Origin of the sequence: Sporosarcina sp. YIM B06819, from assembly GCF_033485175.1 — a bacterium.
Classification (GTDB): domain Bacteria; phylum Bacillota; class Bacilli; order Bacillales_A; family Planococcaceae; genus Sporosarcina.
Map to the genome: position 1 here is coordinate 129,865 of NZ_JAWLIQ010000011.1, position 14,566 is coordinate 144,430.

13 protein-coding genes are annotated in these 14,566 nt (G+C 42.3%); 3 read left to right on the forward strand and 10 right to left on the reverse strand.

Features of this window, described 5'->3' with window-relative positions; translation table 11 throughout:
- The 7 genes from R2B72_RS09340 to R2B72_RS09370 all read right to left on the reverse strand — a co-directional run bounded on the left by R2B72_RS09340 (nucleotide 1) and on the right by R2B72_RS09370 (nucleotide 7,310).
- Nucleotides 1-1,377 carry a sigma-54 interaction domain-containing protein gene (locus R2B72_RS09340; RefSeq protein ID WP_318616216.1) on the reverse strand — a complete coding sequence of 459 codons (1,377 nt, stop codon included), beginning with the start codon at nucleotides 1,375-1,377 and terminating at the stop codon, nucleotides 1-3.
- Between the two features lie 210 nt (nucleotides 1,378-1,587).
- Complete coding sequence (gene abc-f, locus R2B72_RS09345) at nucleotides 1,588-3,255, reverse strand: ribosomal protection-like ABC-F family protein (protein WP_318616217.1); 1,668 nt, start codon at nucleotides 3,253-3,255, stop codon at nucleotides 1,588-1,590.
- 405 nt (nucleotides 3,256-3,660) lie between these two features.
- Nucleotides 3,661-4,197 carry a histidine phosphatase family protein gene (locus R2B72_RS09350; protein ID WP_318616218.1) on the reverse strand — a complete coding sequence of 179 codons (537 nt, stop codon included), beginning with the start codon at nucleotides 4,195-4,197 and terminating at the stop codon, nucleotides 3,661-3,663.
- Entirely contained in the window at nucleotides 4,185-4,631 is a 447-nt protein-coding gene (locus tag R2B72_RS09355; RefSeq protein ID WP_318616219.1) for an NUDIX domain-containing protein, read from the reverse strand. The genes R2B72_RS09350 and R2B72_RS09355 overlap by 13 nt, the downstream gene beginning before the upstream one ends.
- Nucleotides 4,632-4,708: 77 nt before the next feature.
- The gene (locus R2B72_RS09360; protein WP_318616221.1) at nucleotides 4,709-5,287 is read right to left on the reverse strand and encodes a GNAT family N-acetyltransferase; all 579 of its coding nucleotides are present in this window, start codon (nucleotides 5,285-5,287) and stop codon (nucleotides 4,709-4,711) included.
- A gap of 302 nt (nucleotides 5,288-5,589) precedes the next feature.
- Nucleotides 5,590-6,120, reverse strand: coding sequence for a hypothetical protein (locus tag R2B72_RS09365; RefSeq protein WP_318616222.1), 531 nt, complete (start codon nucleotides 6,118-6,120; stop codon nucleotides 5,590-5,592).
- An 11-nt stretch (nucleotides 6,121-6,131) separates the two neighbouring features.
- Entirely contained in the window at nucleotides 6,132-7,310 is a 1,179-nt protein-coding gene (locus R2B72_RS09370; RefSeq protein ID WP_318616223.1) for a ParM/StbA family protein, read from the reverse strand.
- A 701-nt stretch (nucleotides 7,311-8,011) separates the two neighbouring features.
- Here R2B72_RS09370 and R2B72_RS09375 point away from each other — a divergent pair.
- Entirely contained in the window at nucleotides 8,012-8,791 is a 780-nt protein-coding gene (locus tag R2B72_RS09375) for a Cof-type HAD-IIB family hydrolase (protein ID WP_318616224.1), read from the forward strand.
- A 51-nt stretch (nucleotides 8,792-8,842) separates the two neighbouring features.
- On the opposite strand, the gene hprK is transcribed toward R2B72_RS09375, so the two are convergent.
- Nucleotides 8,843-9,760 carry an HPr(Ser) kinase/phosphatase gene (gene hprK, locus R2B72_RS09380; RefSeq protein ID WP_318616225.1) on the reverse strand — a complete coding sequence of 306 codons (918 nt, stop codon included), beginning with the start codon at nucleotides 9,758-9,760 and terminating at the stop codon, nucleotides 8,843-8,845.
- Nucleotides 9,761-10,193: 433 nt separating this feature from the next.
- On the opposite strand from hprK, the gene R2B72_RS09385 reads away from it, so the two are divergent.
- The gene (locus R2B72_RS09385; RefSeq protein ID WP_318616227.1) at nucleotides 10,194-11,000 is read left to right on the forward strand and encodes a YitT family protein; all 807 of its coding nucleotides are present in this window, start codon (nucleotides 10,194-10,196) and stop codon (nucleotides 10,998-11,000) included.
- A 48-nt stretch (nucleotides 11,001-11,048) separates the two neighbouring features.
- Here R2B72_RS09385 and R2B72_RS09390 read toward each other — a convergent pair whose 3' ends face one another.
- Nucleotides 11,049-12,287, reverse strand: a complete 1,239-nt coding sequence (locus R2B72_RS09390) for an amidohydrolase (RefSeq protein WP_318616228.1) — start codon at nucleotides 12,285-12,287, stop codon at nucleotides 11,049-11,051.
- On the reverse strand, nucleotides 12,284-13,507 hold the full coding sequence (locus tag R2B72_RS09395) for an amidohydrolase (protein WP_318616229.1): 1,224 nt from the start codon (nucleotides 13,505-13,507) through the stop codon (nucleotides 12,284-12,286). The genes R2B72_RS09390 and R2B72_RS09395 overlap by 4 nt, the downstream gene beginning before the upstream one ends.
- Before the next feature lie 254 nt (nucleotides 13,508-13,761).
- On the opposite strand from R2B72_RS09395, the gene pgeF reads away from it, so the two are divergent.
- On the forward strand, nucleotides 13,762-14,526 hold the full coding sequence (pgeF, locus tag R2B72_RS09400; RefSeq protein WP_318616230.1) for a peptidoglycan editing factor PgeF: 765 nt from the start codon (nucleotides 13,762-13,764) through the stop codon (nucleotides 14,524-14,526).
- Nucleotides 14,527-14,566 lie beyond the last annotated feature (40 nt).

Sequence of the window (14,566 nt, forward strand, 5' to 3'; positions counted from 1 at the left end):
TTATAGCCGTAGCCCATATTTATCGAGTTTGTATTTCAGCGACTGTTTAGAAATCCCTAGCTTCCGTGCGGTCTCGGCAAGCACACCATCCGCTTTTTGATATTCTGTTTGAATGAGCAATCGCTCGTAATTATCCAGCGTATCACGCAAATTGCTTGCCACGTTCTTAGTTTCAGCCGTATCAGTAGAACGATCACCTGGATTGAATTCGGGCGGGAAGTCTTCCGCTGTGAGCAGGGTACCTTTCACATGATTGAATGCGGATTCGATGGCATTTCGAAGTTCGCGGATATTCCCTGGCCAACTGTACGCCAAAAACCGTTCAACTACACTATCTTCAACACCAGTTACACGCATATCCATCCTACTATTGTAGAAGCGGATGAAATGATCCACGAACGCACGAATGTCCTCTTGACGATTTTTTAGTTCAGGTAAGTTCACCCGAAGGACGGACAATCGGTAAAAAAAATCTTCCCGTAGCCGCTTGTTCCTGACGAGCTCTTCTGGGTCTTCATTCATTGCAGAAATAACGCGTAAATCAAGCAAAATTTCTTCGGTTCCACCGATCCGCCGTACCCGCTTTTCTCCGATTACTTTCAGTAGACGTGCCTGCATATCCAGCGGCAGCACGTTCACTTCATCCAAGAACAGCGTTCCCCCTTGAGCCTTTTCGAAAATCGCCGGACTCCCCTGCATACCAGGGAGCACATGATCCGCCAGTCCAAACAACACCCGTTCCATCACTTCCCCCGATAGTGCGCCGCAGTCGAGCGTCACAAAAGGAGCGGCAAAGCGACTGCTCGCATTGTGTAGACTTTGTGCCACCACGTTTTTCCCAGTCCCTGTTTTACCGTACAGTAAAATTGTCGTATCGCTCTTCGCTATGCGCTGCAGTTGCTCTTTCAGCGAAGCCATAACAGAACTGTCGACGATTAAATCCTCCATCGTGTACTGCGTACCATTCTTTCTATATATCGGATGACCAGCATATCCCTCAAAATGCTGAATATGATCTTTATCGAAAAAGTGAGAGGAAAACTCAATCGCGCCGATAATCTTCTCATCTTCTATAATCGGGTAAGTAGAACTTTTAGATGTATAGAATATTCCCGTTTTTGTAGCCAGACGCTGCTCCACATCCATCATCGCTTTTCCTGTCCGAAGCACAGTCATGATTGTACTTTCTTCTTCAGATAGATTTGTATAAAAACTCAGTATCTTTTTACCAATGAAATCTTCCGGACGATGACCAAGCTTCACAAGAATCGCCAAATCAGCAACATCATAATATAGCGTTTCTCCCTGGTCGTTAACGACAAGTACATTATCATAGCCTGCTAGCAGATCCAGCTGGCTTTTCAGCAAATGATCCATACAATTCCCCCTGTTTCGCAAGCCGATTTTATTTGTAAGTGTACCCGACAATCAGGCTTCTTACAATATTATGATGAGTACTTCAATTGTTCTAAGAGATGATGTTGGTTAAGCTATACACAATCGAAATAAAACGTACATACGATTCAGACGAGTTCTTCTACTATTGACGGTATCATATATAATCCCGACAAAAATTTAAATTTCTTCCTATAGTTCTCTCAACCGCTTACTCAGCTCATTAAAAACCCTATCTAGCTCAACGTACTCCTTATCACCTGCCTTCCTTAAACTCAGCTGTCCAAGTACAGCCTGCAATTCCGTTTCCAGACGCAACCGCTCCTGCGCCGACTCTTCCGGCTGCACCATCGTCCCATGTGCTTGCCATTCCGCCAACGTTAGCGGCACTTTCCGTATTGTCCCCTTATCAAACACCAGTAAACCGTCCGCCATCCGTTCTGTAAAATAACGATCATGTGAGGCAAACAACAGCGTTCCAGGAAACGATTCCAATGTTTTTTCAAGCTCCTCCCTTGAAGGCAAATCGAGATGATTGGTTGGCTCATCCAATATCAATACATCCACCCCTTCAAGGATAAACTGCATCAGCTTCACCTTCACGCGCTCCCCCATACTTAACGCAGACAGCGGTAAATGCCAATGCTCTTTCGTAAACCCAAGATTCATCAATTTAGTGCGAATCAATCCTCGCGCCTGAAACGTATCCACATAAAAGTACTCCGCCATCGTCAACTCCTCCGGCAAATCAAGCACTGTCTGACTTAAATAACCCATCGTCATCCCTGCCGTTGTCCACAAGTCTCCGTCATACATCTCCTCACCAAGTATCATCCGAAATAGTGTAGATTTCCCTGCACCATTGGAACCAACAAGACCAATCCGTTCACCAGCCTGTACTGTAAACGACACATCCGCAAACAACTCCTGCCCACCAAAGACCTTTCGAACGCCCTTCAACTCCAGTACTCGTTTGCCTTTCTTCTTGCGCCCCTTGACGTCAAAAGACACGCCTATTTCATCCTCCGGCTTGTCGATACGATTTTTCTCCAATTTGCCTTCTAGCCGCTTCTGCTTGGAGCGAATTTGCACATCCCGCTTTTTCGCCTTCATACGAAAGTATTCCTTAGCCCCTATCGTCCTTCCGCCCTTTTTCGCCGATTCCGCATGTGCCTTCGCAGACCAACTTCCTAACTCCTCAATCTGTTCCTCCACTTGCGCAATCTTCCGCTGCTGCTGTTCATAATGCTTCTGATGAATCTCTCGGTCCAACGCTTTCTTATCCCTGTAATCCGAATAATTCCCTGTATACACCGTCAATTTACCATGCTCAATCTCAAAAACAACATCCGCCGTCTTGTCAATGAAATGCCGATCATGCGAAACAATCATATACGTCCGCTTACCTTCACAAATAATCCGAATCAATTCCTCCAAACTATCACTGTCCAAGTGATTCGTCGGTTCATCCAACAATACAAGTTGGCTGTCATCCGCAAGTGCTGCAGCAAGCCGCATCTTCATCCGCTCCCCACCACTGGCAGACACATATTGCGCTCGCTCCGTCACCTTCCATTTCTTTCGGAACAAATGCGTCTCCGCTCGTTCCCAATCCGGCGTCCCTTCGTCTTCCTGCTCCTGCCTAAAATACGTAACAGACGGCGCCTTACCACTCCAACCAATCGAGCCCGAAGTCGGCAACATTTCTCCCGCTAACAACGATAACAGCGTCGTTTTCCCTGCACCATTCGCGCCAACAATTGCAATACAAGCTCCTTCCGGTATATCCGCAGACAACCGATCCAAAATCACCGTTTCACCGTGCGCAACTGATAATTGATGTAATGTTCCTAAAAGCATAGCCATTCCTCCATGTGCGGAGAGACAAAAAAAATCCCTCCGAAAAAAGTATCGGAAGGATCAGTCGCTATTCGTCCAAATCAAATACACCTTGGCGTATTTGCGTCCAGATTTTGAATTGAGCAAAACTTAATTAACTCCCTTCAAAATCTGTGACATCCGCCGAAGGCTTTAACTTGATTCGACAGTGAAATTCTGCTGAATCAAGTTAAAAGTTCCCTAAAAAACCCGTTGCATACGCAATGAGTAAGGAAATGACTTAAAAATGGACAGACTAATCCTATTTTCCGTGTGAATAAAAAATTCGTTTTCTCGGAATCAAAGATTAGTTATCCATCGTCCACCCGTCATTCCCTTCTCAATTAAAGTATCTTTAGTATATCATACTATTCTGTTTACTAAAAACTAATTCCAAATCCTCTTCACATCAGCCTCGTCATCAGTAATCTGCACCCGATACACATCCGGATTCGACAACGCTTGCCACCTCTCAAAATCAAACCGCTTATCATAATGCTTTAACAATAACGTCATCAAATTCCCATGCGTGACAAGCACAGTTCGAGAACCATCCCCAAGCTCATCAACCACATTACACGCACGGGACATCGCTTCACCAGAAGACTCCCCACCCTCATATTTCAAATGGAGGTCGGAAAAAGTATCCTCCAGCTTCACTAACCAATCTTCTAAATCACGTGAACTTAGCACACGCTCTGTCAACCGACTATCCACTTGCACATGCAGTTTTTTCCTTTCCGCAATTGGCCAAGCCGTGCGCAGCGCCCGCTTAAACGGACTCGTAATCATGCAATCGATCTCAATCCCGTCAAAAAACTTTGCGAGCTCTCCTGCCTGCAAAACACCTTCAGCTGTCAAATCCGCATGCGGCGGTTGACCTTCTGCAGAACAGTGACGGACGATGTAAATTATTTTCTCCATGAAATTTTCGCCCCAGTTCGTAAAGTTTCTGCCCTCCCAATACTTTCCTTCAAATAGTCTGGAGCTTCCACCTCCGCAAATACCTCTTTAGCCGTCATCCAATACACAGCCTCCACCTCATCAGCGCTTACAGCATATGGTTCTCCTTCAACATCTTCACAAAGAAAATTGATATTCACAATATGAATTCCTGTATCCGTTACAAAACTTGAACTATGTACATACCGCGGTCTACGGTTGATAATCACTCCAACCTCTTCAGCCACTTCTCGGACAACCGTGCGCTCTAAAATATCCGTCGAAAAACCTTCAACCTCCACCTTGCCGCCAATAAGCGAAAGCATTCCGGCAGCATGTTCTTCCTTCTCACTTCGTTTACAAATCAAATATTTTCCATCCCTATAAATCGCAGCCTCTGTATTAATGATGAACATATAACCACCCCTACTCTCTCGTAAAAGTTCTTGTATAAGCGGTACTCAAACATTCCTCTTTATTACGAACTTGATAATTATTTTCGTACCTGGCAGCATCCATAAACCACCATTTCCATTGGGACTCCATTCGATGTTTCCGTTTCAATAAATGAAGCTATTTTGGTAAACTGATTTCTTTCCAAAAGTGCAATTGATTTATGATTCATTGCATTCGTATACGCTTCAATTGTTTTAAGTCCCATGACTTCAAATCCATATTCAACGACTTTTACTAGCGCTTCACTCATAATCCCTTTTCCCGAACTTCCTGGAAAAAGCCCGAAACCTAATTCCGCTTTCGATTGTTCTGTTGATATATTCCAAATTGAAATGGTTCCAAGAATTGAATTTGTTTTTGCATCGGCAATACCCCAAATAATCCATTGGTTGTTACTTACACCCGCATTCATTTTAGTAACATAGTTTTGCGCCTCTTCTACGCTTGTATAAATCGGCATATCTACAAATTTAAAATTCTCTTCATTAGATTGATAATGAAAGATACGTTCATCATCATTCATCACAAGTTGCCTTAACAGCAATCTATCCGTTTTTAAGGTTGGAAAAGGATTGAAATTCAATTTATTCACAGCTATCACCTTCCGTTTCTTCAAGAATAAAAGCTTCCTGTTCAATTTCGAATTGCTATCGACACTTCAATATCTACCTTATAAAAACAAACATTTTTTGGGGTATTCATTGCATTGGAATTAATGGTGTTCAAAATATTTTTCCCGCATTGTATCCCTTTCGCCACTTTCCTTTAATACCGTTACTTTCTAAATCTATAATTACTAAAGATCTTTATACAACGTCTCGGACGTAAAGGTTTTATTAGTGGTAGATGGAATGCAAAAAAGCACCTACGTGAAAGACAATCACAATTGTCTCTCACGCAGACACCTTGGCTTACATTTCACTTATTCATTTGGGCGAGAAAATCCGCAAGGGGATCCATTTCATCCTCTTCTTCGGTAGGCACGCTTTCGGTTTCTTTTACTAATTGCCAATCGAAATTATCTAGATCATCATCATCCGTCTCGATGCCAATGACGTGATCTTCGGTCGTACTCGTTACTTCCTGAAGATAGAAGGAATCCTCTTTTTCTCCTGCATTACTGTTCAGTGATGCAAAAAGGGTAGCTGTCCGGATTGGATCAGATAGTAGCTGATACACGATACTTCCTAATAGCGCTTCAGAATGTTCATGCTTCAACCAGTCCCGTTGCGCTTTCGTTAATCCTTTCGGAAGAGGGATCATGATAGCCTCCCTATGCTTTAAAAGAGATTCATTAACGCCGTCGATTACGAATTCAGCAATTCTGCTGGAGAAGTTTCTTCTTTCAACTTCTTTTAACTGTTGCAGCTGCCTTAATACATGATCAGATGCATCAGATGGGATGCGAAACGTAATGGGTTGACCCCTTTTTATTCCTGTTTCTGTCACGAGCTATCACCCTACTTTGCTTTAACCAATTTCTCTTCTTGTTGTATAACTTGTCGATTTTTTTTCGCAAAATCGGAAATTAATTTATAATAAGCATTGGCCATCATCCAAACGCTTTCTTTTTCATCTTCAAAGAAATCAATGTTATAGCCATCTAAGCTATTATTTAAAGCTTTTAGGTAGTCTTTTAAAACAAGGGAGCCCCCGCCGATAAAATAGCAAATTTCCGATTGCGAGTTTCTTTGCCAGATATTCCGTAAATGGCGATATTGCTTTTTTGCTAAATCCAAGAGGATGCGATCTACAATATCATGGACGCTTGTCCGGCTGCCTTTTACCATAATATGATTCCGGTCATTTTTTCTTGTAATAATTTCTACAACGTCAAGACGGCTGTCCAGCTCTACGCCGTGTTTTGCGTAAATTTCTTCACGAATGGCATCAAGTGACTCCGAAACACCCAAATTGAAACCTTGTGCCTTGTCATCATCCACTTTGCGATTCTTAATCACCGCAACATCTGTCGATAATCCTCCAATATCTTGAATCAGAATTCGCTTATCAATCAGCTCTTTATTAATAATATTTAAATCATTATCCATCACGAGATTAATAAATGCCGCAAAGCCTTCAGGATATACTTTTACCTCTTCAAATTTAATATTCACTTTTAGACCTTGATATTTCGGCGTCACCAAAAACTCCACTTGGTGAACAGAGCCCAGCAATTGAGAACGATAACCAACATCCTTCCCTTCCTTTACTTCCCGCAGCGGAAGTCCTGTTCCAAGCGTATAGGTGGCCTCAATTACATTATTTGAACGTCTAAAGATTGTTTTATTTTCATCCCGTGCCGCGTCTAATGCTAGTGCAGCAAACAACATCACAAGGGTTTGATCCTCCTCGGATTTATTGCTCCCTGGATCTAACTCAGTTGAATTCCCGCTTTTTGTCGCTAAATTCCCGACACGGTAAATCGCGTTGTTATCTTGTAATGTGGGAGAGTGCAATCGAATATGAATGCCATCAGTAGGCTCTTGGCTGTCTAACTCTTCAATTCCGATGATTGGCCGATCTGCAATATCCTGTGCAATTACATTTGGGATCTTGAGTTCAACTTCCAACTTCCCAAAAATCGCTTTCAATGAATCATTTCCTACATCAATTGCCGCAATGCGAATTTCCGTCAAAGAAATCATCCTCCCCATCATTCTATCTACCTTCTAAATAATAGTATCCACATTTTATCCATACGTCAAACTATTCAGTTACTTATCACATAAATATAATATTGTGTGCACAGTTGTAAACTTGTATACATAGACACTTCCCCTTTTAAACACTGTATGCGTACGTGATTGTAAACTTGTACACGTTAATGTGTACATATGTATACATTAACGTGTACAAGTTTACTATTGATGTATACAACATATCTATTCATGTATACACAAGAGAACGGTGTAAAAATATCATTTTTCAGAAGTTTGATATCTTCTCTATTTACTCCCCGCTTCCCCTCTCGACACTCCCTACTCGGAACTCACTTACGTCGTCAAACGAAGGTATCTATTTTAAAAAACCGTTTATTTCATTCCACGTAAGGGAATAGTACATGTATATCAACCAATCGAAAGAAGGCGCATCATTTTGCACGATACAGACCACAGACCTGACAACCCCGACAAATCCATGTGGCTTAGTCTTTTAGCGGCCTGCATGATTATCGCAGGCATCATCATAACCAATATTACAATGCGTTAAGATGGTTACCCAACCAGGCCGACATGCAATCGGCCTGGTTTTAATTTGCTCACTAGACGATTCAATTGTTCTATTAAACAATGTTTGTTAAGCTATACCCAACAAATAAAGTTCAAAGGAGCATCAAATGAGCCAAAAAATTATTTTCTTCGATATAGACGGAACCTTATATGATCACGATAAAAAACTACCCGCTTCAACCAAAAAAGCCCTTCTCCAGTTACAGGAGAAAGGACATGAAGTGGCGATTGCCACAGGACGCGCGCCATTTATGTTTGAAGAATTACTAGAAGAGCTGGGGATTGAAACATTCGTCAGCTACAATGGACAATATGTCGTATTTAAAGGCGAACCTATCTATAAAAATGCTCTCGATAACGAGGCACTTCTTCGTCTAGCAGACCTCGCAGAAGAACGTAAGCATCCAATTGTCTACATGAACCATGAAGATATGAAAACAAACACACTGGACCATGAACATATATTAGCTGGTATCCAATCGTTGAAAATCAGCCACTTCCCAGCGCACGATCCAGCATTTCATGAAGGACGTGAGCTCTATCAGTCACTATTATTTTGCCAGGATCCCGAGGACAAAGAATACGAAAATGCATATCCCGAATTCGATTTCGTCCGTTGGCATCCATTCGCGGTCGACATCATTCCTGCTGGTGGTTCGAAAGCACAAGGCATTCAAAAAATTATCGACCAGCTAGGCATTGCCCCTGAAAATATTTATGCATTCGGTGACGGCTTAAATGACGTCGAAATGCTCAAAACCGTTGTCAATAGCGTTGCAATGGGCGACGGGCATGAAGAAGCAAAACAAGCAGCTAAACATGTCACAACAAATGTAACCGAAGACGGTATTGTCAATGGGCTGAAGATGGTTGGTTTATTGGAATAAATAATAAAAGGTCCCTCATTCTAAAAAGTTCTTTAGAGCGAGGGACCTATTTTACTCCGACATTTCCTCTTCAATCCGTTTGATGAATTCCTCCGCAGCACTATAGCCTTGTTGGTGAAGATACCAATTATTCGCCGCCGCTTCGATCAAGCTCGCAATATCGCGCCCTGGCTGAAGCTGGATTTGGATATATGGAATTTGAACACCCATATAATCCACAAACTTCGTTTCCAACTCCAACTCGTTATTTAGGGCATTATCCTCCCACTGGGTCAATTCAATATCCAATGCAATCCTCGTTTCCTCTTGGAAAGCAGCTCTGCCATATAGGCGTACAACATTTAGCAAGCCTATACTGCGCAGGGCAAGAAACTCTTTATTTTTTTCATCATGCGTACCGATAAGTGTTTGGGGACTCAGTTTTTTCAGTACGACAATATCATCCGCAATAAGTCGATGCCCACGACAAATCAGCGTATGTGCCGTCTCACTTTTACCTAATCCCGACTTCCCCCGCAATAAAATACCAATCCCTGATACATTGAGACAAACACCGTGCACTGCAATTTCTGGAGCCATTGCTTTCACCGTATACGCATCTAATTTCGCAGTCAGCTCACTCATCGAATCTCGCGTTCGTAACACAGGAATGTTTTCTTCCGTACAGTATTCAACCAGACCTAATGGCTCCTCTTGCTGAGACGTAATGATGATGCAAGGAGGATCATATTGAACAATATTGGCAATCCTCAGCTTGCACTCCTCAAATGTTAGCGTGTGCAAATAATTAACTTCATTTTTCCCTAGAATTTGGATATATTCTGTTGTAATGAAATCGAACTTATCCATAAACTCCAATCCAGGACGACGGACTTTTGTTCTTTTAATAATACGATGTAATTGGTCATGTCCGCTCAATACTTCCAGTGAAAACTTTTGGATAATCTCTTTAATCGTAATTGTCTTCATGACGGCCCTCTATTCTTCATCTATATAATGTAAACCTGATAAATTTTAACAGTATTCATATAAAACAAGTATAACAAATCACGTACTGTTTATAAAAGGAAATAAAAAGACCTTGGGAAACATTGAGCTATTTAAAATGAAAAACATTATATAAAAAGGAAACTAAAACTTCCGTTTTTATTAACTTTAAATTATTCTGCCTCTACTGACAATTCAGTATCCTATAGGGTTCTCTACACCAGTTAACCTTTTTTCATGCTCTTTTAATTATCTTTCCACTAACCCAACAGCATAGATTGACACACCCATTTTTCTCTGTTAAATTAACATATACTAACAAAAATATGCATGAGAAAAATTACGAGCACAAACTCGTCCCTTTGTTAGGGTCGAGTTTTTTTATATACGCAAGTTGAAAGGAGATTTACAATTTATGAAAAACTTAATTGTCGTCCTTGGTTCACTTATTATTGCCTTTGCATTTAACTGCTTCCTCGTTCCTTTCGGGATTTTGAGTAGTGGCATAAGTGGCATCGCCATTTTACTCGGGCTCATTACCCCATTTAACACCGGCATATTGAATCTAGTGCTTAACTTACCTTTAATCGTTTTAGGCTACTACAAACTCGGGAAAACCATCACCATTAACACCATGGTTTGTGTCTTATCACTTTCGACCTTCCTATACCTAATACCCGTCGTTGCAGTGACAGACAATATCATGCTGTCCACAGTTTTCGGTGGAGGGATTGGCGGTCTAGGAGTAGGTCTTATCCTTAAATACTCTGGAACTTCTGGCGGCTTGGATATCATCGCCATTATCGTTTCCCGCACAAGTTCTTTTAGCATCGGCCTTCTCCTTACAGGCATGAACGGCGTCATTGTACTGCTCTCTGGATTTGTTTTCGACTGGGAAATCGCATTATATACTCTACTATCCATCTATATCACAGGTAAAATGATTGACACTATCTTCACGGATCATGTGAAATTGACGATGCAAATTGTCACCACAAAAGGCGACTTTATCCGCAATGATTTACTCAGCTCCATCTATCGTGGCATTACGATTACAGAGGGCTACGGGGGCTATACACAAGAGAAAAAAGATATCTTAATGATGGTCGTTACGCGTTATGAAACGCTACATGTGAAAAAAATTGTGCGTAAGCATGATGAAGATGCGTTTATTAATATTTATGAGACGGTCGAGGTTGACGGCAAGTTTCATGTGAATTAAAAAAAATAGCCGCCCTGCTACCAAAGCAAGGTGGCTATTTCGCAATTGTTAACTGTAATTTTCGACCGGTGAGCTAACCAGCTGCCCAGCCACCATCACCCAACGATTTTTGGGCTTTCTCGCCACTACTTCAGCTGTAGAAGCCGCTTCGAAAAAGACAAAATCCGCTTTATCGTTCACCTGAGGCCATACTTGGTTGCCTCCGTTGTCTAACGGAGTGATCCCCTGCGTCACATATTTTAGTGCATAGCGTAGAGAACGTTCATCCTTTTTACCGTACATTTCACAGTAACGCGTCACTTTCTCTAATACATCTCCCGTTCCATATGGGCTCCAGCTATCATAAAAACCATCACAGCCAAAATGGACATTGACGCCATTGCGATCCAATAGTTCAATCGGTGGTAGCGTTCGATTTAGATTAATGGGCACAGTCGACATAATCGCGACCCCTTGGTCAGCTAAGCGTTGTGCAATGACCTGCTGCTGAGATGCGGATACATCGCCCAAACAGAATGCATGGCTCAGAGCTGTCCGTCCTTTATACCCCGCGTCCTCCACAATTTCGATCCATTTGTCTACCGTATAATAGCCTACGGAGCCGCCATCATGAAGGTGGATATCGATAGCGCTATCGGATTCTGTTGCAATAGCCATCACCTCATACAATGATCTTTCAATGGAACCGTCAATACCTGCCGGATCTAAGCCGCCAACCATCGTTGCACCCGACCGCATCGCTTCCCTCATCAATTTCGGTACGTCATCTCTCAACAAACCATGCTGTGGAAAAGCAACAATTTCGTGTGTAACCTTTCCTTTAAAGGATTCCAAGGCGGCTTTAACACCTTCCAGGTTTTTTAAACCAATATACGGGTCGATGTTCACATGCGTGCGAATATGTGTCGCTCCCTTGTTCAAAAGGGTTTCAATCATTTTAGTTGCTCGTTGTTCAGTAGAAACAGCCAACTCTACTAACTCTTCAGATTCCATTTGTAACCGCTCAACTAAAGAAGACACCGGAGTAACAGCTTTCCAGTCCAATGTCATATAGGTCTTATCCAAATGATTGTGCATTTCCTTAAACGCGGGGACAGCTAGCTTCCCTGCCATATCCACTTGTTTCCCCAGCAACTCACTTGTCTGTCCAGCTTGTTTAATCTCAGCAATCCGTCCATCTTCTATTTTTAAATGGAAGCAACCTGTTTCCGTTACATATTCACCATTGCCTACTTGTCTATCCCCAGTTTCCAATTTTACATTTGTCAGCCAAATGATTTCACTCATGCTTGTACCCCCTTTCCTTGTACTACTTTCCCTTGATAAATGACCCGCGTAATCGGTTGGCGCCTCGCTACTACTTGCGCGGAGCAGACGGCATCCAACAACAGAAAATTAGCGTCATCCCCTTTGCGCGGCCAAACTTGTTGCCCTTCATCATTTAAGGGTGTAATGCCACCAGATGCATATTTCCAGGATCTATTTAATGCATACTCATCCATAAATCGGAATCGCTCCGCCAGAATACACAGCTTTTCTATCGTATCGCCTGTGCCGAATGGCGACCAGTGATCTATCAAACTGTCATGCCCTAGCGAAACCTTCACACCATTGTCATACAAATAGGGAATCGGTATCGTCGTTCGGCCAATCGGTATCGTCGTTGTCACATCCATCTGTGCTGTCCGAAGAATGGACACCGTTTCCTCCAATTCACCACCCTTTAAATCTCCCAAAGCCATCGCGTGACTAATCGTCGCTTGTCCAATCTTCCCAGCCTCTGTAACGAGTTCAGCAAACTTTTTAAATTCAAAAGCTCCGAGTGATCCACCATCGTGAATATGCAAATCCAAACCAGCATTCGCCTCCACCGCGATGTCCATCGTAGCATGCAGCGAACGTTCAATATGACGATCGAGCGTTGCGGGGTCAACACCACCAACAAGTGTCGCCCCCTTACGCATCGCCTCTCGCATCAAAGGCTCCACCTTCGATCTCAACAAACCATGCTGCGGAAACGCAACCACATCATAAGTAAGCTTCCCTTCAAACTTCTTGAACGCTTCTACTGTTAATTCAATATGCTTAGTTCCAATATGCGGATCTACATTACAATGCGTCCGAATATGCGTGTGCCCTTGTGACAATAACCAGCCAATCATATTCTCTGCTCGCTCCAAGGCAACCGGCAATTGCTTCGGCAATAATAGTTCTTCCTCTTCAATGCGTGATACAATCCCTTTGGTTGCAGGCACAGTCGCTTTCCAAGGACCTCCAAAGTAAGTCTTATCAACATGAATATGCATCTCCCGAAAAGTCGGCATGAGCAAATCACCATTGCCATCTATGATTTCATCTGCATGGTTCGTCAAATCAGTGCCTATCTCTTCTATCTTGCCGTCTTTCACCAAAATATCGACTTCAGCAGTCGTTGTTCCTGAAACCCTATTACCAACGTATGTAAATCCAGTTTCAATTTTCACCCTTTTTATTAAAATTGTTGACATTCATTCCACTCCTTTATAAAAGAGAAAAGGTAGCCAATGATACCCCCATCCTCTTATCACACTATTATAAACTATCAATACACAATAATTTAAATTTTTCGGACTGAGTTTATTATTTACAATGAATTACTCGAATTAATTGATAAGGTACGATATGTTTACATAAGAAGACCGGACATCCGACTATATAGCTGAACAACTACTAGCAATTTTTCAGTGCAACCAGTAAATCGATTAGGAGTGATGATAATACTATGACAACAAACCTATACGTACACAACGACAAATTCATAGCAGGAATAACCATGAAAGACGAAGCAGAATTCGAACATAACAACATGGCCCTTCATGCCTGTACAAACCCTGATTACATTGTGGAAAATCGTAAAAAACTAGCTACATCCTTGCAATGCGAGCTAAGTGATTTCGTCTGCGCCAATCAAACCCATAGCGCAAACTTCCATCGCGTAACACTGGAGGACAAAGGACGTGGTGCCACGCAAATGGAAACCGCCATTGCGGATACAGATGCCCTCTATACGTACGAGCCAAATATCGTACTGTGTAGCTTCACCGCCGATTGTGTTCCAGTAATTTTTTACAATGAAGTGAAGGGTCTCATTGGCGTGATCCATTCCGGATGGCAAGGTACGGTGAAAGAGATTACCCTGAAGCTTTTTGAGCATTTAGCACAAGTTGAACAGTGTAATCCAAGTGATTTCCACGTTCAAATTGGTGCGGCACTTAGCCAAGAGAAATTTGAAGTCGACGAGGATGTCTATGCGAAATTCAAAAATCTTGGCTATGCGGATGAATTTATGTATCACAATAACCTGACTCGCAAGTATCACATTGATAATCAGCTAACCGTGAAAAGGCAATGTGAATTGGCTGGGATTCCGGCTGAGCAGATTGTGATGGATCGGACTTGTACGTATGTAGAATCGGCTGGCTTTTCTTATCGGGAGGATAGGAAGTGTGGGAGGCATTTGAGTTTTGTAGTGAGGAAAGGCGATTGACTATGTAGTCCATATTCAAAAAGCACATCTTTTTTGCCCT